This window comes from Streptococcus sp. V940, from assembly GCF_054353495.1.
Genome location: NZ_JBTHHZ010000002.1, coordinates 184,817 through 203,801, shown reverse-complemented (window position 1 = coordinate 203,801; position 18,985 = coordinate 184,817). Strand labels below are relative to the sequence as shown.

The 18,985-nt window shown below is 35.9% G+C and carries 17 protein-coding genes and 1 pseudogene; 1 reads left to right on the top strand and 17 read right to left on the bottom strand.

Translation table 11 applies throughout. The features are described 5' to 3' along the window. Window positions 1–564, bottom strand: coding sequence for an alkaline shock response membrane anchor protein AmaP (gene amaP / locus ACXYSM_RS06885; RefSeq protein ID WP_004250677.1), 564 nt, complete (start codon window positions 562–564; stop codon window positions 1–3). Between the two features lie 85 nt (window positions 565–649). Continuing rightward, a complete protein-coding gene (locus ACXYSM_RS06880) occupies window positions 650–889 on the bottom strand; it encodes a GlsB/YeaQ/YmgE family stress response membrane protein (protein WP_458634839.1) in 240 nt (79 codons plus the stop codon). Between the two features lie 148 nt (window positions 890–1,037). On the opposite strand from ACXYSM_RS06880, the pseudogene ACXYSM_RS06875 reads away from it, so the two are divergent. Continuing rightward, window positions 1,038–2,009: pseudogene (locus ACXYSM_RS06875) on the top strand (IS30 family transposase). A 94-nt stretch (window positions 2,010–2,103) separates the two neighbouring features. Here ACXYSM_RS06875 and esaA read toward each other — a convergent pair. The 15 genes from esaA to essB all read right to left on the bottom strand — a co-directional run bounded on the left by esaA (window position 2,104) and on the right by essB (window position 18,977). Next, complete coding sequence (gene esaA / locus ACXYSM_RS06870; RefSeq protein WP_458634838.1) at window positions 2,104–4,791, bottom strand: type VII secretion protein EsaA; 2,688 nt, start codon at window positions 4,789–4,791, stop codon at window positions 2,104–2,106. A gap of 501 nt (window positions 4,792–5,292) precedes the next feature. Continuing rightward, the gene (locus tag ACXYSM_RS06865; RefSeq protein WP_061421768.1) at window positions 5,293–5,562 is read right to left on the bottom strand and encodes a DUF4176 domain-containing protein; all 270 of its coding nucleotides are present in this window, start codon (window positions 5,560–5,562) and stop codon (window positions 5,293–5,295) included. Next, window positions 5,555–6,316 carry a hypothetical protein gene (locus ACXYSM_RS06860; protein ID WP_458634837.1) on the bottom strand — a complete coding sequence of 254 codons (762 nt, stop codon included), beginning with the start codon at window positions 6,314–6,316 and terminating at the stop codon, window positions 5,555–5,557. Before ACXYSM_RS06860 ends, ACXYSM_RS06865 begins: the two co-directional genes overlap by 8 nt. A 3-nt stretch (window positions 6,317–6,319) precedes the next feature. Further along, window positions 6,320–7,663 (bottom strand): T7SS effector LXG polymorphic toxin, encoded by a 1,344-nt coding sequence (locus ACXYSM_RS06855; RefSeq protein WP_458634836.1) that lies wholly within the window; start codon window positions 7,661–7,663, stop codon window positions 6,320–6,322. After that, window positions 7,653–8,306 carry a DUF4176 domain-containing protein gene (locus tag ACXYSM_RS06850; protein WP_458634835.1) on the bottom strand — a complete coding sequence of 218 codons (654 nt, stop codon included), beginning with the start codon at window positions 8,304–8,306 and terminating at the stop codon, window positions 7,653–7,655. The genes ACXYSM_RS06855 and ACXYSM_RS06850 overlap by 11 nt, the downstream gene beginning before the upstream one ends. Further along, window positions 8,303–8,602 carry a variable surface protein mvspG gene (locus ACXYSM_RS06845; RefSeq protein WP_458634834.1) on the bottom strand — a complete coding sequence of 100 codons (300 nt, stop codon included), beginning with the start codon at window positions 8,600–8,602 and terminating at the stop codon, window positions 8,303–8,305. The genes ACXYSM_RS06850 and ACXYSM_RS06845 overlap by 4 nt, the downstream gene beginning before the upstream one ends. Before the next feature lie 8 nt (window positions 8,603–8,610). Then, the gene (locus ACXYSM_RS06840; protein WP_458634833.1) at window positions 8,611–9,006 is read right to left on the bottom strand and encodes a YwqH-like family protein; all 396 of its coding nucleotides are present in this window, start codon (window positions 9,004–9,006) and stop codon (window positions 8,611–8,613) included. A 325-nt stretch (window positions 9,007–9,331) separates the two neighbouring features. Continuing rightward, window positions 9,332–9,643 carry a DUF4176 domain-containing protein gene (locus ACXYSM_RS06835; protein ID WP_084925287.1) on the bottom strand — a complete coding sequence of 104 codons (312 nt, stop codon included), beginning with the start codon at window positions 9,641–9,643 and terminating at the stop codon, window positions 9,332–9,334. After that, entirely contained in the window at window positions 9,643–10,449 is an 807-nt protein-coding gene (locus ACXYSM_RS06830; RefSeq protein WP_458634832.1) for a hypothetical protein, read from the bottom strand. Before ACXYSM_RS06830 ends, ACXYSM_RS06835 begins: the two co-directional genes overlap by 1 nt. Before the next feature lie 3 nt (window positions 10,450–10,452). Then, the gene (locus ACXYSM_RS06825) at window positions 10,453–11,949 is read right to left on the bottom strand and encodes a hypothetical protein (RefSeq protein ID WP_458634831.1); all 1,497 of its coding nucleotides are present in this window, start codon (window positions 11,947–11,949) and stop codon (window positions 10,453–10,455) included. Continuing rightward, window positions 11,946–12,596, bottom strand: coding sequence for a DUF4176 domain-containing protein (locus ACXYSM_RS06820; protein ID WP_458634830.1), 651 nt, complete (start codon window positions 12,594–12,596; stop codon window positions 11,946–11,948). The genes ACXYSM_RS06825 and ACXYSM_RS06820 overlap by 4 nt, the downstream gene beginning before the upstream one ends. Window position 12,597: 1 nt before the next feature. Beyond that, window positions 12,598–12,870, bottom strand: coding sequence for a hypothetical protein (locus ACXYSM_RS06815; RefSeq protein WP_458634829.1), 273 nt, complete (start codon window positions 12,868–12,870; stop codon window positions 12,598–12,600). An 11-nt stretch (window positions 12,871–12,881) separates the two neighbouring features. Then, on the bottom strand, window positions 12,882–13,289 hold the full coding sequence (locus ACXYSM_RS06810; protein ID WP_458634828.1) for a YwqH-like family protein: 408 nt from the start codon (window positions 13,287–13,289) through the stop codon (window positions 12,882–12,884). A 42-nt stretch (window positions 13,290–13,331) separates the two neighbouring features. Next, complete coding sequence (gene essC / locus ACXYSM_RS06805) at window positions 13,332–17,777, bottom strand: type VII secretion protein EssC (protein WP_458634827.1); 4,446 nt, start codon at window positions 17,775–17,777, stop codon at window positions 13,332–13,334. Next, window positions 17,778–18,977 carry a type VII secretion protein EssB gene (gene essB / locus ACXYSM_RS06800; RefSeq protein WP_458634826.1) on the bottom strand — a complete coding sequence of 400 codons (1,200 nt, stop codon included), beginning with the start codon at window positions 18,975–18,977 and terminating at the stop codon, window positions 17,778–17,780. Window positions 18,978–18,985 lie beyond the last annotated feature (8 nt).

Sequence of the window (18,985 nt, the reverse complement as noted above, 5' to 3'; positions counted from 1 at the left end):
TTACTTTACACGACTAACAATTTTCTTAGCTGCTTTTTGAGGGTCATATTCTTTCACTGAAACTTCCAGTTTAACCTCTCGATCAATACCAAAGAATTCTTTCAATCCTTGAGTGATTTCGTTTTGAACTACTTCAAATTTGTTAGCAATGTTATCTGAAAGAACAGCTGTACCTTCTACATAAACGAAACATTTCTTTTTCCGAGTATGTACCTGAATTTTGGGATTTTTGACTATCTTGTGTTCATCCAATAAACATCGAACAAACCCTTCAATAGCTGAATTTTTTAGTTTTAATTTATCGTCTTTAGTTCCAAGTTTTATTTCCAGATATTGTCTAGGATAAAACAGGATTACTAACATCCATAATAAAACTAAGATAGACAGGCCTAGAAGCCCCCAAAATACATATCTAGCGAGATAATATTCAAATGATGTCTGTCGCCAGCTAGTCAATTGAATCCCTAAATCACTAACCTGGTGGTAATCTATCAAAATAGGAAGGAAAATTGTCAAGATTAAAATACAGAAAATAAACAATAATATTTTCTTTGATTTTGACATATAAAATCCTTTCAATTAGTGCAACAAACCATAGCTTTACCCGTCATTATAAATTAAAAGCTATAGTCTGCTTTCGAGTAAAACATTAACCTTTTTTACTCAAAAAGAACGATACCACAGAAACTACAATCACTGCACCAACAATAGATGGAATGATAGCCATACCAGCTAGTGAAGGTCCCCAAGTACCAAGGAGTGATTGACCTACTGATGAACCGATTAAACCGGCAAATATATTAGCAATTACTCCCATTGAGCCACCTTTTTTAGTGATTGCCCCTGCTGCAAGGCCGATAAAGCCTCCTACAATAATGGACCACAACATAATATGCGCCTCCTTTCATTACCCCTATATATCTGGGTTAAATATAGTATATCAAAATATGAGAGCGCACTCAAATTATATGCTCACGAATATGTGCTTTAATAAAATGTCTATTTTTAAAAACAACACAAAAACAGTCTAAAGGAAAATGAATATGTCCACTAATTATTCTACCGCAAATCAATCCTACAAACACTTATCTGACACTGAACGAGGAAAAATTGAGGCTTATTTATGTTTAGGACTCAAACCTACAGAGATTGCTTGTCGACTGAGGAGAAATCACTCTACTATTTCCCGTGAAATCAATCGTGATTCCCTAACACAAGTGAAAAAAGTAAATCGGGCAGAAAGTCTATTCCCAACACTATTATGCAGATATTGCCCATAACCGTTATCGTCATAGTATAGAAGCCAGCTATTATCTGAAACTGGGCCGTGTATCGGATGACTTTCTGATAAAATTTACAAAAGTAATGAAATAGAAGCCAAGGAGACATAACGTGAATACTTTTTGTTCACACCTATAAATTACAGCATTTAGATGCAGTTTTTCCTTCAACCAAGACGCTCTATAGCTATACCCATCAAGGATTATTAGAGATTAAAGTCATTAATTTACCAAGTGTCCCTCTACAAAAAACATCTAAGAAAGTCAATTTAAGAAAGACCCGAAGAGATCAATAATCGTTCCCGTTTTGAATATTGGGAAATCGATTCTGTTCTAGGTGTAAAGACAATGGGAGAACCTTCTATTTTGACCTTGGTAGAACGACAAACATGGTATGCTGTCGCAAAGAAATTCGTCGAAAAGAAAGTATAGTATGTAAATCAAACATCTTAGAGTGTATAAAACTTTATCCCATTATTGAGCAAGATAGAGGGCTAAAATATTTATTTTCCATATAACTATTCATCTTATGAACGAGATACAAATAAGAATTTTAATGGACTTTTGAGAGAATTCATACCAAAGGGAGTTTCACTCAAAGAACTAGGTTCGAACCTTTTAGAAGCCTATATCAAAACTATCAATGAAAGCCTAAGAAAAATCCATGGCTATCAGTCCGCAAAAAAGCTGTTTGAGCTAACTCAAACAGCTGGAAAGATATTCACTTAATCAGAGGAACAACTTTGTTGCACTTGACTTGACAATTGGGGATTTTAAAGACTTTTTGCCCAACCTCATTTCATTTTAAGCTTTGTTGTCTACATTATTTGACTTTTTCTTTTGTCAACCAATATGTGATTCCTGCTGATGAAATTGCTGACAAAATAATCGCTAAAATAACCCATACTCTGTTATTATCCACTGAAATTGGCGCTTCATATGTTTCTTTTTTAGTTTCAATTGGATTAGATAAAAAATTCATCACATTTTGATTGGTCGTTCCACCATCACGAATATTCTTCATAACAGTTTTAAAGGACTCTGCGTAGTCTCTATTCCCTTGAATAACTTCTGCTTCATTAGATATCAAATCATTCGTAGTTGAAATAGTCTTATCAACATTACCTTTAATAGTCTGAACTTGGTCAACAAATTGAGTAAACTGATCCTTCATAGTTCCAACCGCCTCATGATTTTGACTAGTTTCTTTTGATCCATTAGAAGTTGTAGACACTAATGATTCAATTGAACTATATAAGCGATTTGATGACTCACTATCATTTATTAATGTTCCGCTATTAGCATCTGAAGCTGTACCCGTCACTTCCAATTGTTTCGCTTTCGTTTCCTTCCACTTATCGTACTCGGTTGATAAGGTCTTAATCGAATTGTTATACCAATCAGCTAAGTTTGTAATTTGATTTTTGAAATAATCATTTGGTAACTCAGCTTCAGCCAATTCAGGCAATGCGTTGCTTGATTTTTCTAATGACTCCAAAGAGTTTTGAATTTGTCCCAACAAAGCTATACCTGACTCTTTAAATTTATCAACTTGATTTCCTGACAACTGAGCTGCTATATCATCACGACTGATGTTACCGTACATATGGTAAACAGAATCTGGTGATAAAGCAGAAAAATTAATAGAGGAACTACTTGGACTTCCATAAATTGCTTGAATCATACCAGTTGTACGATCGATTTTGCTTAATTTATCAAAAATATGTTTTAAATCTTTTTTCACTAAAACATCTGACTCTTCTTTATCACTACGATAAATAGTTTTCTTGATAGGAATTGTAGTTTCACCAATGTGTACTTCAAATGAAATTTCATTTTTCCCATAATGTGGTTCTAAAGTATATTCAACCGTCATAGTATAAAGCTTATCATCTGTTATAGTTTGCTCTCCTCCAACTAAAGTAGCATCTCCTGTAACATAAACTTTAGCTTTAGGAGATAAATATTTTGTCCCTTCAGAACTAGTAGAAACTCCGCTAGCCTCAACTACCGTTGATGATTCAGGCGAACTACTTGATGGTTTTGTCACAGATGCCTCGACAGTTTTAGACTCAGCTTGGGGTAATTTAACTGTCAATTCCATCGTTTCTGTTACTTTATCGAGCTTATCATTTTCAATCGATAAAAATTCAAAAATAGGTAATCCACTTATAGAGGTGGCCTTATTATCAAATTTAGTATAATTCTTAAGTAAATCTATTTTTTCATTATATTCTTTAACTTGATTAGCTGTTAGAACATTGAGTTTCTCCAATTTACTAAATAAAGTTTGGTAATCAGTTGGTTCAACACTAATATCTGTTAGATTTGAACGAATCAAATTTTGATAAGTTTCAGGCAAATGATTTTCAGTAATCAAACTTTTATTAATCTGATCTACAAGTGTTGCTTTAGCATCCGAAGTAAGGTCCGATTTTAAATCAACATCTTCTTTGCCAAAGTAAAAGAGTGATATTTTCTTTTTCTCTGCTTCTAATTCTGTTTTGAGTTGTTCAAATTCAGTTTTTCTATCTTTTGTTTTACCTTGATAATCAACAATAACCTTATGATAATTAGCTACTAAATCTTCTAGTTTAGCTTGTTCAGATTTTTCCTCATCTGTACTATTCCCAAATTTATACAATGATTTAAGAATAGAATTATTTAAACCATCTATTATTTTAGAATTTTCTTCATGCTGTTCTTTCAAGGTGCTATTGGTTGTTAAGACATTCTGCTCAAATATACCCTTCTGAAAATCAAAATAAGTTTTAACTTCCTTAAGTTGTTTTTCTAATCCGATTCCTGTATTATTTAAAAGGCTAGCAACAGAATCAGAAAACGCTTTTTGAGAATCTTCATAAGACGAATTCGTTTTCTGTAGATTTGAAGCTAATTCCAAAGTGCTTAACATAGACTGACTTGCTTCGTTTGACGGGCCATAGATATATTGAGAAATTTTTGAATGAGTGCCAGATTGTTCATTAACAATATTATCAACATTTCTTTTAGCATCATCTAGGTTATTGATAACACTCGAAAAATACATTTTTATAACATTTTGGTTAATAGTATTAAGGTACTCACCTACTCGTAGCTCAACATTCTTAGATTTAACTGGATCTAAATTTGATTTAGTTTTATATGTTATCTTCGCTCTATCAGGATTAAAACTTTCCAGTTGAGCTATTTTTTCTGAAAACTGTTGTTCGATATAAACAATTACATCAACCGATCCATTTTCAAATCGATTTTCAGCAACATTACGAGTCATGACAGTCCATTGATTTGTATTCTCTTTTGATAATAAAGTTGTGAAATCATTTCCTAAATTATAGGCGTTACCATTTAATACGCCTCCAGCATCTTCGTTTACCAGAGCAATATTTAATTTACGATCGTTAACCTTATTTGTTACAGAAATTTCTTGATTCTTTAAATAAATAAATGTTGCTCCTGAACCAACCAACAAAGTTACAAAAACACTACTACCTATAATTATTTTTTTCATAACTAACCTCTCTCATTTATTTCTTTATTATACCATGAATACTAGAGTTCGGCAAGGAATGCTTATAATCTTTATTCTATTAATGAAACTTAGCAATTTGCAACTTGCTTATGCACCGACTTATATACTAAATTTTCAGTCGTTCCATTTTCTCACCATATAGAAAATCCTAGAATGAAATTCTAGGATTTGTATGTTATTTTTTGAAGTCTTCAATGGTGAAATGGTCATAAGTGATTTTTGAAACTTCCTCATCATAACGACTCAAAAAGTCTTGAAATCTACGATCGATGTAACCAAAGAATGGAACTTCATCTATATCCTCTTTGTTGAAAGAAGATAATGTTTTGATTCATAAGCCCTAGCGGAAGACTGACAGCTCCAAAATCAAAATAACCTTGCTTGCCGTCCTTTTCAGTTTATCAAAACACTTCCTACTACTCCTTCATTATTCATTTTGCTAGTAACGAAAGTTTTCACAAGCTGTTAATAAAACTCAGACTATTTATCACTAGAAATGAACTCTTCTAATCTTGTGATAAACTCTTTCTCAAACTCTGTTACGTGAGCTTTAAATAACACCTGCTCAATTTTCTCAGCATCAAACAAATACATTGACTGGGAATCTTCAAAGCCTTGAGGGTTTAGGACCCCAGAATAATCAAAAACTTTCCCTTCACTATTCTGTTGATAGCGCCCGACAATCATAATAGGTTGAGTCCCATTTTTTAACAAAACAGTTGTTCCGAGTGGCAACCAATTTTTATTCATCTCTATTTCTCCAATTCTTTATGATATTATAAATAGAATGTATCAGTAGTACTACTATAAGTGAGAACAAAGGGCGTAATGATACCAAACTGATACCCACAACAAAGAAGGCTGATAAAAAATAAATGATAAACGCCTCTAACTTAGATGGTCTTCTAGCCTCTGGAAGCATATCTAAATGTTCCTTCGTTAGAGCTGAGCGATTAGTGAATTGATAAAAGAAACGATATCTTGCAGATAAAGAATCAATATCTAAAAAGTCATATCCCCTAATATAATCAATTACGTAAAACATCAGTAAATTGTCAATTTCGTCAATATTTTCAGTATAGAGAGAAAAATTTCTCTTTCCAGCAATTGCAATATTACTTGCAGCATAAACGGCAATCGGAATGCCATCTTTTGTGACAGGTGAAATATCTCCTTTACTACCTGAACCTACACACGTCATTTCATAGTTATTTAAATTAAATTGAAAAACTCCATGCCAGTATGCTTGTTCCCATAAATGGTCAAATCTTTCTTCTTCAAAATAAATCAAATCCTTATTTACCCCTTTTGCGACTATTCTTTTCTTTTTAGAAATGAATTCTGATTCTTTCAAGACAAGAATTTCTACATCTTTTGCATATAGACGGTAACCTTCCTCTTCTTGAACGATTTCAATTCTTTCAGTCCAATGTTCATCATCAGGTAATTTTGACTCAAGGATAAATCCTTCTGAGTTTCCACGTAATTGTAATTGTATTTCCATGTTTTACCACCCTATTGATAAGCCCAATCCAAATGGTCCTAGTTTCATTTTTGCCTCTGCTTTTTCAGTTGTTACTCCCACTTTTGCCCTAGCAGAAACACCCACTCCAGCAGAAGCACTTACATCAATCGTAAGACCAAATATTTTAAATCCAGCTTTGGCTTCTCCTTCTACAATATAAGCATCAGCTCCCGCCTCTAATTGGTATCCTCCCTCTAGTTTTCCTTCCTTATTAGTAAAAAAACCAATTTCGGCGCTTGCATCTGCCGAAGCTGTATATGCAGATCCAGAAAGTTTCCCATGGATATCGTTGCTATCATCTCCCAAGCGAGCATGACCTTCCGCCTCAGCGCCGGTAATTTTCGCTTTAGCTTTAACTCCAGCGCCATATTTTTGAGAAGGTTTTTTATTTTCTGAGTCACCTTTTTTACTTTCTTTGACAGACGCTCGTGGCTTGATTATACCAGCAGAAACATCTGCCTTAAGTACCGAAACTTCACCGCCTAAATTCTTATCACCTGCAGTAGTTTTCCCAGCATAAGCTTCAAATCCCATATCTAAATCAGAAAAATCATCATCAACCACAACTCCAGGTGGAAGGGTCTTAACTTTTTCTCCGCTATACTTAGACTCAGCTAATCGTTTGGCTAAATCATTCTGTAACTCTACTTTCTTTCCTCCACTATGCACAGCCTTAGTATATTCTGCAACATCGTTTTTAAAACCTGTACTACGATAATAACTTATTGCCGCGTATTCGGTATATGGAGTGCTTGAACGAAGGGCGAGAAACTTTAATTGATTATTTTGAACATTTATCAAATCTGTAAAGCTACTATCTCCAACAAGTTGATTAAAAGCCTCCATGTTCTTTATGGTATCATCTAAACTCTTGACTGCTTGATTATAACTTGTATTCACACTATCCAAGCTTGGATTCGTCAACGTTAGGATATCACTTATCCCTGCATAGATATTTTGTGTCTTACTGGAACTACTCTTTAATCCCTCGATTGGATCTTTCATCCGTTGCTTGATGCGTTCTAGGTATTCTGTCTTAATTATCGCACTGTTGTCAGTCTCTGACACCATGTCTTGAAAGAGCTTCACAAGTTCATCATAGCGACTGACAATGCTATCTAGGGCATTGACATAGTTATCAACCAGTGGTATCTGATAGTTGGTCACCTTCTGGTTAATGGCATCCTTTACCGTCCCTTTAAGACTATCGGTTGAAACGACCTCTGATAGACGACTTCTCGAAACAGATAGCTGTTCCTTGATACTATTTACCGAAATAACTAACAACTCTTTTTGAACTCGAACTTCAGTTACATCAATCTTCATTCACTTCCTCCTCTGCGTAAACACTGGAAATCAACCCTGCGTCTAGATAGTCCTTACGCAGAGCTTCTTGGCAGTAGTGTTCATCCGTGGTATCCGAATACCCTTCTGATACTACTCTCTTGATCAAGAGATTGCTTAAAAACAAGGGTGAAGTGTCAAAGCGTAATCCAAATGGATAGCCATGACCAATGTAGTCCACATAATGGCCATTTGCCAAATCAACTCGACGACCTGAAAGAACTACAAAAAAGTCCATCTGTTCGCTTTCAAATGATTCAACCAAGTCCTTAGGAAGAAGCTCACGATCAAGTTCGACAACAGTACCTAAAGGATAGATACGACTTAAGCAGAGATCCACATAGGAAGCATACTGGATAAAAACTGAACGAGGTAAGGTGACTTCTTCTTGGAGACGCCGAATCCGCACGAGTTCTTTTTCATAGAAAAACTCCAACGGCGCCCCTATCATTGGATGATAATGATAACTAGGTTCGTCATTCATAAAAGCTATATAACAGGCTCGAAAAACATCCGGATGTCCTGATAGGGTCATCGCTACCGCTGTCAATACTTCTTGGTCCTTCTCAGATAGGTTACATCTAGACAACGCTCGGGCGAATAAAACCATTTGTTCTTCCTTCATGGTAGCAACCCTCCTGATGCGATAGCTCCTGCTGCGATAGCTCCTGCTTCATGCGTGTCATCATCTATCTTATTCTGTCCTGCTTGTTCCATTTTTAGCGCGTCTGAGCTGGTAAAATTTTTCAAAGTAACAATAGACTTGTTAAAGTGCTCCAAAACGTCATTAAAAGTGGTAAAAGGGGTAAGGTCTGTGCGACTAAACCGCATATCACCTAGTTTACCGATTCCTGTAGTTGATGTAGAAACACCTCTTGTAATAGTGTTCCAACTGGATTGATTTACACCTGTATCTACCATTTCTCTCCCTAATCCTCCATATATTCATAGACACGAGCCTGACGATAATAAGATGCTATTGCAGACTGTAGTTCACTTGATTGAGTTTCCAAACTACGTATCTTATCCTCTATAGCCGTTTTATTATTGTTGTGACCATTTCGAAAATTAGTAATATTCGTTCCTAAATTATAAAAATGACCTTCAAAATCTTGCTGACGACTCCCCTTAAAACTAGAGGAATCTAAAGGAAGAATCTGACCTAAAGATCTTGCACGATTATCAATAGACTGTATCTCACTTGCTAAACTACTGCTAGCTTTTCTTAATCTAGATATTTTCCCATCAACTACACTTTTTTCTCTTTGAGCTTCAGCAGCTTGTCGACGAAATCTAGCAGCAATTTGTTTATAATACGACCCCATTTCCCTTCTCCTTTTTATAAACTGTAATTCATTTTAGCATATTTTGCGTAGAATTAACAACCTATATACATATCCTTTTTATTAAACTTACTCCCTTTGAATCAATCCCCAAAAGTGAGAAGTCCTCTAGTTAACTTTTGGGGATGGACTCTTATCAAGTTCAAGCGTGAAGGATTGCTGATGCCAACCATACCTCCAATTGCAGAGTAGGCTATTGTCAGGTCTGGATATTTATGATTACATCAGTGGCCATTCTACCTAATCTTCATTATAACATTTTCTCACCATATAGAAAATCCTAGAATAAAATCCTAGGATTTGTATGTCATTTTTTGAAGTCTTCTATGGTGAAATGGTCATAGGTGATTTTTGAGACTTCCTCATCATAACGACTCAAAAAGTCTTGAAATCGACGATCGATGTAGCCAAAGAAGAGAACTTCATCTATATCCTCTTTGTTAAAGAAGATAATGTTTTGATTAATGAGTCCTAGCGGAAGGCTGACAGCTCCAAAGTCAAAATAACCTTGCTTGCCGTCTTTTTCAGTAACTGGACAATGATTAACAATCATGACAGGCTCTACACCTTCTCTCACTCGAACAACACTCCCAATAGGTAAAGCAGTACGTTCTGACATCAGTTTTCTCCTTCTAAATATCTCTGCGCTTCCTGAACATAAAAGAGTTCTGGATTTTCATGGGCGATGCTTTCAAACAAACTACGGGCACGAGCTTCATCTCCTTTTAATTGAGCATTAAGAGCGCCGTAATAAGAAAACATGATTCGAGCTAGATTACTTTCTGGTTCAGTGGTGTCGAAGTAGTCGTTCACTTCTTTATTGAACACAATATCTTTTATGGCTTGAGTTTGGGCGATTAGTTTAGCCTTACCACCTTTCGAATCTGGCGCCTTGGACAACTGTTCCTCAAAGAAAGCAATATCTTGCGCATCTTGAAGATGGATGGAAACCAACAATTGACCATAAGTTAATCTTAGGAACATGTCTGTACTAAATCTCTTCCAAACTTTTTTTAAATTAATTTTTTCAAAATTTTCTTTCGCAGCTTGAAAATCTCCTTTCAAATAAGTCACTTGTCCCTTAACAAAATGGAAATTTTCTTGGTACGTTGCTCTATAGGGCTTAATAGATTTTTCAGATTGAACCCTAAACATGTCTTCATAGAGTTTAAGATTAATAGCATCGTTTAACATTAGATAAGCAACTTTGCTAGATATAAATCTTAAATAAAATACAAAGACGAGAGCTAAAAAGTCAATAACTAATAATATGAGTCCCAATATTTTCAAATTACTTTGAAATACTAAAAATACTACCATCAGATAAACAGCCAAGACTAAAAATAAGCAAATTAGAATAGTCCTATCAAGTTGTAGAAGAGTGTTTTCTGTCGCCCTACTTACTTTTTTTTCTACTAATTTCATATGTTACTCCCCTTTATTATTAAAAATAGATATTCCAATAAGGATGCTAGTTAACCCTCCTAGTAATTTTAGAGTTCCAAAAGCAGATAGAGCAGCGATAATTGAAGGAGCAAACGCTACAGCGGCACCTACAGCAACAACTGCACCAAAAGCTATTGTTACCGACTCAACTGGATGCTCTGCGACATAGTCAAATGTCCTTTGGAGATGATCCACACTTCTCACTCCTGTTTCAGTGGTTGTTTTAACTGTTCCGTAGTCTTGTTTGACCTGATTATGTTCCTTCACATAAGTCACGCGGTAGCCATCCTCTGACTTGGTACCAACCTCAAGAGAGCGATTCTTATAGCCAAAGCCAATGGAAAGGTTGGGTGCGAGTCTCCCGTACTTCGAACTAATCTGGTCTGCTAGACTGAACTCACCCGTTATAGAATAGTCCTTTAGCCCTATCTTCGTCTTATAATTGGCCTTTTCTTCTAGAAAATCTGTACTCAAACCTCCAACGCTATACTCTCCTTCTTGACTTAACTTACCATCTTTATATTTAGTGTTAAAAGTGATGGCACTTTCCCCTTTGAAGTGACCTTTTATCTGGATTTTACTCTTAAGGTAGTGCTGACCATTGTCATATACTGTTATCTCCTTCTCAAACGTAACTTCATTCCCTTTCAAGAAATCAATCAGTTCCTGAGGTTTCTTACCGCCATTCCCATGGGAGGCAAGAGAGATCGTACGACCCAAGGTCTGTAGTTCCTGCTCACTCATCTGGCTCAAGTCAAAGGCCGTTTCTGGATTATAATGTCGAATATAACGGATTAGTTCTTCGTGCAGAGTTTTAGAATTCTCGATCTGTTGATCCCGTAACTTCGTGTCCTTAAAAATTGCAAGGGCTTCCACATTGTGATAAGGGTCTGTCATACCAACAGCTTTGCGAGACCGACTCAAACCACTTGCGATTGTGGAGAGGGTAGTGGTCACACCGCTCCCCAACAATTCACCATTAAATGATTCCATCCGACTTTCAGTTGTACGAAGAGATTGCAGGGCTTCTTCCTTATGGCTTTTGATATCTGCTGTAGAAGGATTGCTGATGCCAACCATACCTCCAATTGCAGAGTAGGCTATTGTCAGGTCTGGATGGGCAATCAAGTTCAAAATATCTTGAGTCGGTTGTTTCACAGCTATTTTTAAACCGGAAAATTCTGACGTATCAATGACAGCAGCAGGACTATGCTCATCAACCAACTCCTGAAAGCGTAACATCAGCCGATCCCACTCATTATATAAACCATTGGCTAAATCATGGTAACTAAATAATAAAGGCAGGTTATAATTACTCAGCTCTGCATTAATCGCATCTTTGGTGGCAGAACGAAAACTTTCCGTGCCAATCAACTCTCGAGTACCTTGAATCGCTGCTAGAATCTTATCCTCAAATCCACTTTTTGAACGATAAAGTCCCTCGCGCGCTATCAATAATTCAGAATACTTATATTTCATTGGCTAGCCTCCATTTGATAATTGTGAAAAGTATAAGAATCCAGATCCTTTGCAAGTAGTTGGCGACGTAGGTTTAAGACATGTTGTTCCTGAATATCATTCTTCTCTAGCCCCCTAAAAAGGACGGATGCAATCATGTCATCGGATATAACTAAGGTTTCTTGATTTGGAATCAAACCTTTTGGCCAAAAATATCCTGTGTAATCTAGATAAAATTTGTTTTCAATTGATACCCGTTGTCCTGTAATTAATACATAGATAGGCATTTCTTCAATAAAATCCTCAAGAGCATCTTTGGGTAACTTTTCTCTATTTATTTGAATAACACTACCTAATGGCAGAATTTCTGTATAAATTTTATCAATTAATCCAAGTAAACGCACAAACTCAGATGTGGAAAAAAGCTGAGTTTCCCCAAGACGAGTGATAATAACCTCTCCCTTATTGAAGCGAAAATCAATACTTGCTCCAATTGTTGGATTGTACTCATAACTCACATCACTCTGAGACAAATTTAAAACCAATGTTCTAAATAAATCCGGTCTATAAATAATAGCTTTAGCGATTTGATCGATGAGTGAATTTGGCTTAAAACCAAGATAGGACTCTGTAAAATACTGCGCCCATAACATTTCTTGTGAAATCATCTTATCCTCCTCTAAAACCTGCAGCCCCAGCAGCATCATCAGACATTTTATTCGCTACAGCCCTAGACATATTTCCTGTCTGATCTATTGAATTGCTTTTAAATGTTTTTATCGAACTGTTTAACTCATCTATCATAGAATTAATTTTAAAGAAAGGTTGTAAGTCATTCTCGCTCAAGGTAGGTTTTGAAAGATCGGACAAAGCATCAATTGATGAAGAATATGAAACAACATCAACAGACCAAATATTTAAATCTAATTTTACTTCTCCCATAAATCTCCCCCCTAATCTTCATTTTGACTTTGAAGATAAATATAAGTATTTAGTGATTGGCTAGCGTAATTCATACCAATTGCTAAATTAGAAGCTTCAGCCGTATAGGTTGAGATTTTTTGGTCAATCAAATCAATATTATTCTGGGTATTCTTCAACCATTGGGAAATCGACCCTTTTAGCGTCTCAATTTTATTATTAAAATCATCTCTTCTATTTCCAGCAAAATTAGAAGTAGCTTTTGTCTTTATCAAATCGTATTGAGACAATTGTTCTGAAATTGCGCTTTTCTTGCTCTGTATTTTACTCTTATTCTGTTTTAGAATACTAATTTTATTTAATATATCTGCTCTTTCACTAGACATTGTTGAAATCTGTTGTCGTAAAGAGTAAATCTCATAACTGTAATCACGAGACATAGCTATATCTCCTTTGTTTTTTATCAACCTATGTTAAAGATTCTATCCATTATCTGTAACCAACCGTAAACGATAACCTATTCTACCCACAAAAAAGTTTGTCTCATCCTCTGCTACAACTGGCTCACTGAAGCTCGTTTGTACTTTTGAAATATTTTGATCTTTGAACCTTGTTCCAACACATCCCGCAGGAACATTGCTCTTTAAGACCTTGTCAACATCTAAGTAGCCTACACTAATAGCTTGTTGTTCTCCCATAAATACAAAATGAATGTGAACTTTTCCGCTATTTCTAACAATCTTTTTAAATACATCCTCGGTTATTTTCATATTTAATAAAGTCCCCAGCATATGTGCTTCCGGGATAAATACGTACATCATTGAAGCCTCTTTACCATTTTGACGGCTTTCAATTTCTCCTTGAATATCGTTAAAGAAACTAGGTATATTATCTCTATCAATAATTTTATTAAATACTTCTGTTTTTTTGTAACTATTGTTGGTATTTAATAATATTTTTTCAATATTTACTAATCTATTCAGACCTGGTATCAAACTATTTTCACAATATTCCAATTGTTGCGGGGTATCATATAAGAATTCAAAATACCCATCTCTATCGGGAACAAACCCTTGAGGATCCGTTGTTTCTTTATCAAACCCTATTGGTAATTCCCCTCTCGACCACATCTCAAGTACTTTAGGATGATTACTAAAGTGTGTAAGCGTCACTTCATTTGGCAACATTGGGATTGGTTCTGGGCAAACCCCTGTCCAGCTTCTTGCAATCAACTTGACTTCTTCTTCCAAGTTATATAGGCGCTCAATGTCCCCTTCTCCACTTATTGGGAGATAAACCTGAATGGCATAAGGGATATCTTCTTTCAACTGGGCACGACCAAAAATTTCTTGTTGAATTAAAGCATCGCGTCCGATAATTTCCTTAGAAGCTCCTTCATCAACCAGGTAAAAGGCCAAGCGCGAGGTGATGTTGCTTGACATGCTGATTTTAAGGGTATTTGAGCGGAGTGCTGTCAAAATCACATAACATCCAAGACTCGCTCCCTCACGTAGGAGGCGGTTAATCGTACTTTCAATAGCCTCTTCTAGTTGTGTGTCTTTTATAGTATCAAAACCATCAAAAATAGTAAGAATAGCAGGGAGTTTGTCACCCGATTTTTGTTCGTATTGAGAAAGACTTGCTACATTATAGAGCGCAAACTTCTCCTTGCGAATCTTCAACTCTTGGTCAATACGTTTTAAAAACTTAACCAGTTTTTCTTCTTCATCAAAGCGTGTCAAATCAACCACATGAGGTAAATCTTTTAGTGGCAAGAGTCCATTTGTCCCAAAGTCAAATAAATTGATTTGTACTTGCTCTGGAGTATTCAAACGAGCGAGATTTAACACTAGAGTTTGAAGAGCTAGGGATTTCCCAAAACCAGGTGAACCATAGAAAACTGTATGCCCCATTTTTTCCAAATCAAAATGATAATCCTTCTGACGTTGCTCTGTCGGAATATCCATTCGAGCAAAGGGAACGGCCAATACTTTGTTATCGGTCCAGTGAATATCTGTTTGAGGGGATATGATGGCTGTCTCTAGTGGTTCTAACCACGGTTTATCTGGCAGGTTGAGAGGAACAGTCTTGCTCACTCTTGCTATATAGTTTACAACAGCTGAGAGTTCCGTGATTTCTTCCGTCTGATCAGCAGTATAGTTTTCATCCTTAGATAGGTCATCAGATAGCAATTCGTATTGTCCTAGGTCATTTATCAACCAGATTCGTTCATCAACAACTTCTTGAACTCCCTCTGTTTGTGGGGCATAATGCGCACCACTCCAAGCAGACTGGAACAATTCATAGATTTCGTTATTTCCTACTTGTAAGTAAGCACGCCCTGGTTCAGTAATACTCGCTGCATCTGGCGTTTTGATAATTTCATTTGAATCAGACTCATCTGACACTTTCAAAGCTAGTTTGAAACGAGAGTTTGACCATATTTGATCATTCACGACACCTGATGGCTTTTGTGTAGCAAGAATTAGATGGACTCCAAGCGAACGTCCGATACGGGCTGTCGAAACCAGCTCTGTCATAAATTCTGGTTCATGTTCTTTCAATTCAGCAAACTCATCACTAATAAGGAAGAGATGAGGTAATGGTTTATCTGGATAACCTGATTTGTCAGTAGATTTTTGCCCTTCCTTATATAATTTAGTGTATCCATTAATATGGTTGACACCAAATTGATTAAATAGCCGTTGGCGTTTTTGTAACTCTGCTTTGATAGAAGCTAAGGCACGCGCACTAGCCGCGCCATCTAAGTTAGTAATAGATCCAAGCATATGTGGGAGATCTTTGAAAAGATTCGCCATCCCTCCACCCTTGAAGTCAATCGTAAGAAATCCAACATCCTCCGGACTAAAATTTACAGCCATGGATAATATATAAGACTGAAGAATCTCCGATTTACCCGAACCAGTAGTTCCTGCCACAAGACCATGTGGTCCATGTGCACGTTCATGTAAGTTGAGCTCCACCTGGTCATCCTTCCCGCGCAATCCTAATGGCACTGCTAACGTTTTAAAAGTATCCGCTTTGGACCATCTAGTCGCAACCTCTAACTCTTCAACTTCTCTGACTTGATAGAGTTCCAAAAAAGTAACAGATTTAGGAATCGTGTTCTTCTCTACTTCCGTGTGTTTTAGATTTGCTAAAGTACGAATAGAATCTTCATAGCAATCCAACAGCGGGTGGGGAATAAAGGTTTGAGCACTATAGGCACCTTCATCATTAATGATTTGACCTAAATTTTGATTCTTATATTCAATTAGAGTTGTGATAGTTTCTGGCAAAAGACGACGTGCCTCTTTCACCCAAATGACTGTTACACCCAACTCTGTCAAATCCTTGGCTAGATACTCATTCAAACTATGGCCAAGTAAATGGGAGTCATCCATAATCGTTAAAACATAATGAGGTTTAAAGCGTGCATCTTTTTCCCCCATTTCACGTTTGATTTGAGAACGTTTTTGAATGATACGATAAAGCGAATTTAGAACAGCATCACGGCTTCTTGCATCATGAACAAAACCACGAATATTTCGTTCCTGCATATTAAAATGTGGAAGAAAGCGCCACTCAGACCAATCCTTCTCATATCTCTGTTCTTGAACAAGGTTGATAAAATTAACATCTAAGTAGCTATGGAACATTGCCATCTGTAAAAGCATATTATACATAGCTGTCCTAGTTACTTCACTGTTACCAACAAGACCAACTGTCGCTTCAAAAATATTAACAGTGATTGGAACCTTCTTTTGCAAACTGTAATCCTGCAAGACTGTTCGAGCAAATTGCGATATTTCATCTTTACTTTGCTCATCAAAATTTGTTTGCAACTCTAGCTGACTTAACTTATCTCCTAATCCTAAAGACACCTGTAAGAAATCTTCATTATAGTCCATTCGCTCATAAATTCTAGAATCATACTTTGCAATCAGTTCAGTAATGGTTGATATTGACGGTTGATTGTAATGTAAAATATTAGTTTCTTCTTTGTAGTATCTTTCTAAGTCGGATACTTGTTTTAATAAATATGCTTCGTAGTCTTGAATACGATTTTTTTCCTGCTCTTTAGTATCCTTTCTCTCCTCAAAATACTGACTCATAGTTGTCGCTGCAGTCAGGAGACTAAAACCACCCATTCCTAGCATCATTACAGGATTCCCTTTTGTCCAAATTGAACTAAATGCAGTTAAAGTAAACATCCCTAAAGCTGGAACAATTGCTCGGATGAGCGAGTTTTTTGGTGGCTTTATCGGCTGCGGAGGTTGATTGATAATGATTTTCCCACTATGGATAATAGGGTTGACTCTCGGACTCCTTCTATACTCTGGAAAATCCATCGGATATTCATTATTTTTTTCTTGTATCAGAATTCGATTCTTATTCAATTGTGGTTCTTCAAAAAGACATCCAATCTTCCACTGTTTTTTTCTTTTTTCTATAAAATAGTTAGAAACCTTCATTCGGTTTCCCACTTCAAACGGATAAAGCCCTTCCTCTTTGATAAGACGGTCATTTAGATAAATTGGAGATTCCCCAAGAGTAACCTGTACTTGATTATTTGAGAAAATAAGTTGATTTGAAAGTGACCAACTAATGTCAGCCGATTCTTTCTTGCTACAAATAAACCGTTGTGGCGGAAAAATATAAGTGACAAAAATATCCTCTTCAGGGACCAATAAGGTTACAGTTTCTTTATCAAAGGTAGATTTTCCTCTTTCTAATTCCTTACCGTTTCGATAGACTCTTCTGCCTTCTACTGTATACTTGTTAGCACCTACTCTTACCTCTTGTCCTTCAAACAAATCTATTTTTTCCAGTTTTTCTTGTTCAATCAACAAGGTATAAAGAGGTTTATGAAGTTCTCCTAGTTGGTCTCCCAGTTGATGATCATATTCTAGCTTTTTTGCCTTCATTTATCGTTCACTCTTTTCTTTTGTTTGGTTGTCCTTAGGAGTTGTGGTCTCAGTAGATGCTTTTTTATCACTACTATTTGTAGTAGCTTCTCCAATCTCAGCAGAAAGTTCTTTTATTTTCTTTTCATATTCTTCAAGTTTCTTTTGTTTTTCAGAACCGTTCATATTGATATCTGCTTTGACTGATTCATATAGATTTGTATAAGCGTGTAAAATCAATTGTGTGTCCCCGATATTTTGTGCCACATCTAGAGCTTTTTCAAATTTTCCACGTCCAAGATAAATCCAATAATAGAAAATTGTATCATCTGTTGATTCTGTAATCGTATTTAAAATAACTTCCTTTTGCTTATCGCTCAAACTATCTAAACGAACATAGCTTGCTGCTAAGATATACTTAGCTTCCTTTGGCAATGATTCTGCACCATAATTTTTTAATGATTCAACTGTTTCAGAATAGTCTTTTCGCATGAAATTTGATTGGGCCATAATGACTGATGATTTTAGGGGGCCGTCTTTAAACATAGACTTATAAGTGGCAAAACTTAAAATCACTGTGGTTGTAGCAAGCAAGGCTCCCCCTATTAACAAAGCCTTCCATTTTTTCTTGTTCACCAACAAATTAGCTTTTGAACTCTCTTCTGATAATTTTGCATACTTTTCTGCAATATATTTATTAACATCAGCTACACTCCCTAAGGGAATAATATCCTGTGCTACCTTTTCCTTTATTGCATCAATCCCATGGATGACTAAGTCAAAATCTACCTTAGGTAGTAAAATTGAAATTATTAAAGCTTTATAAGATTCTAAATAGAGTTCAGAACTATACTGTTGAGGTGCAAGTAATTTTTCGATTCCATAATGTAACATCTGTACATTACTCCCAAAAACAATGATATTTTCAGGATGAATATACGGAATTTTATAATCATTTTCAGAATGAACTAATACCGACATACTTTGCGCCAAACCAAAGCGTTCAAGTTCCGTAGTTCTGTCTAAAATTTCTTCTTTAACAGTTTTAAAATACTCTGGAATAATATAATGCAAAGAAAGGACTCCATCTTTCTGCACTATTTCTACTGGACAATATTCTTTAATCAATTCAAGTTGTTCTCTATGATAACCTGATGAAGAAATTTGAACTGATATTTGGTTGCCTTCTCTCACAAATTGTAGTTGATCTGCTTCAAACATTTTTTCTC

Coding starts and splice junctions, on each gene's coding strand:
- essB (WP_458634826.1), bottom strand. CDS start 18,977: ATGTTTGAAGCAGATCAACTACAATTTGTGAGAGAAGGCAACCAAATA.
- esaA (WP_458634838.1), bottom strand. CDS start 4,791: ATGAAAAAAATAATTATAGGTAGTAGTGTTTTTGTAACTTTGTTGGTT.
- ACXYSM_RS06845 (WP_458634834.1), bottom strand. CDS start 8,602: ATGGTAGATACAGGTGTAAATCAATCCAGTTGGAACACTATTACAAGA.
- ACXYSM_RS06855 (WP_458634836.1), bottom strand. CDS start 7,663: ATGAAGATTGATGTAACTGAAGTTCGAGTTCAAAAAGAGTTGTTAGTT.
- ACXYSM_RS06840 (WP_458634833.1), bottom strand. CDS start 9,006: ATGGGGTCGTATTATAAACAAATTGCTGCTAGATTTCGTCGACAAGCT.
- ACXYSM_RS06830 (WP_458634832.1), bottom strand. CDS start 10,449: ATGAAATTAGTAGAAAAAAAAGTAAGTAGGGCGACAGAAAACACTCTT.
- essC (WP_458634827.1), bottom strand. CDS start 17,777: ATGAAGGCAAAAAAGCTAGAATATGATCATCAACTGGGAGACCAACTA.
- amaP (WP_004250677.1), bottom strand. CDS start 564: ATGTCAAAATCAAAGAAAATATTATTGTTTATTTTCTGTATTTTAATC.
- ACXYSM_RS06850 (WP_458634835.1), bottom strand. CDS start 8,306: ATGAAGGAAGAACAAATGGTTTTATTCGCCCGAGCGTTGTCTAGATGT.
- ACXYSM_RS06820 (WP_458634830.1), bottom strand. CDS start 12,596: ATGATTTCACAAGAAATGTTATGGGCGCAGTATTTTACAGAGTCCTAT.
- ACXYSM_RS06880 (WP_458634839.1), bottom strand. CDS start 889: ATGTTGTGGTCCATTATTGTAGGAGGCTTTATCGGCCTTGCAGCAGGG.
- ACXYSM_RS06865 (WP_061421768.1), bottom strand. CDS start 5,562: ATGAATAAAAATTGGTTGCCACTCGGAACAACTGTTTTGTTAAAAAAT.
- ACXYSM_RS06825 (WP_458634831.1), bottom strand. CDS start 11,949: ATGAAATATAAGTATTCTGAATTATTGATAGCGCGCGAGGGACTTTAT.
- ACXYSM_RS06860 (WP_458634837.1), bottom strand. CDS start 6,316: ATGGAAATACAATTACAATTACGTGGAAACTCAGAAGGATTTATCCTT.
- ACXYSM_RS06815 (WP_458634829.1), bottom strand. CDS start 12,870: ATGGGAGAAGTAAAATTAGATTTAAATATTTGGTCTGTTGATGTTGTT.
- ACXYSM_RS06835 (WP_084925287.1), bottom strand. CDS start 9,643: ATGTCAGAACGTACTGCTTTACCTATTGGGAGTGTTGTTCGAGTGAGA.
- ACXYSM_RS06810 (WP_458634828.1), bottom strand. CDS start 13,289: ATGTCTCGTGATTACAGTTATGAGATTTACTCTTTACGACAACAGATT.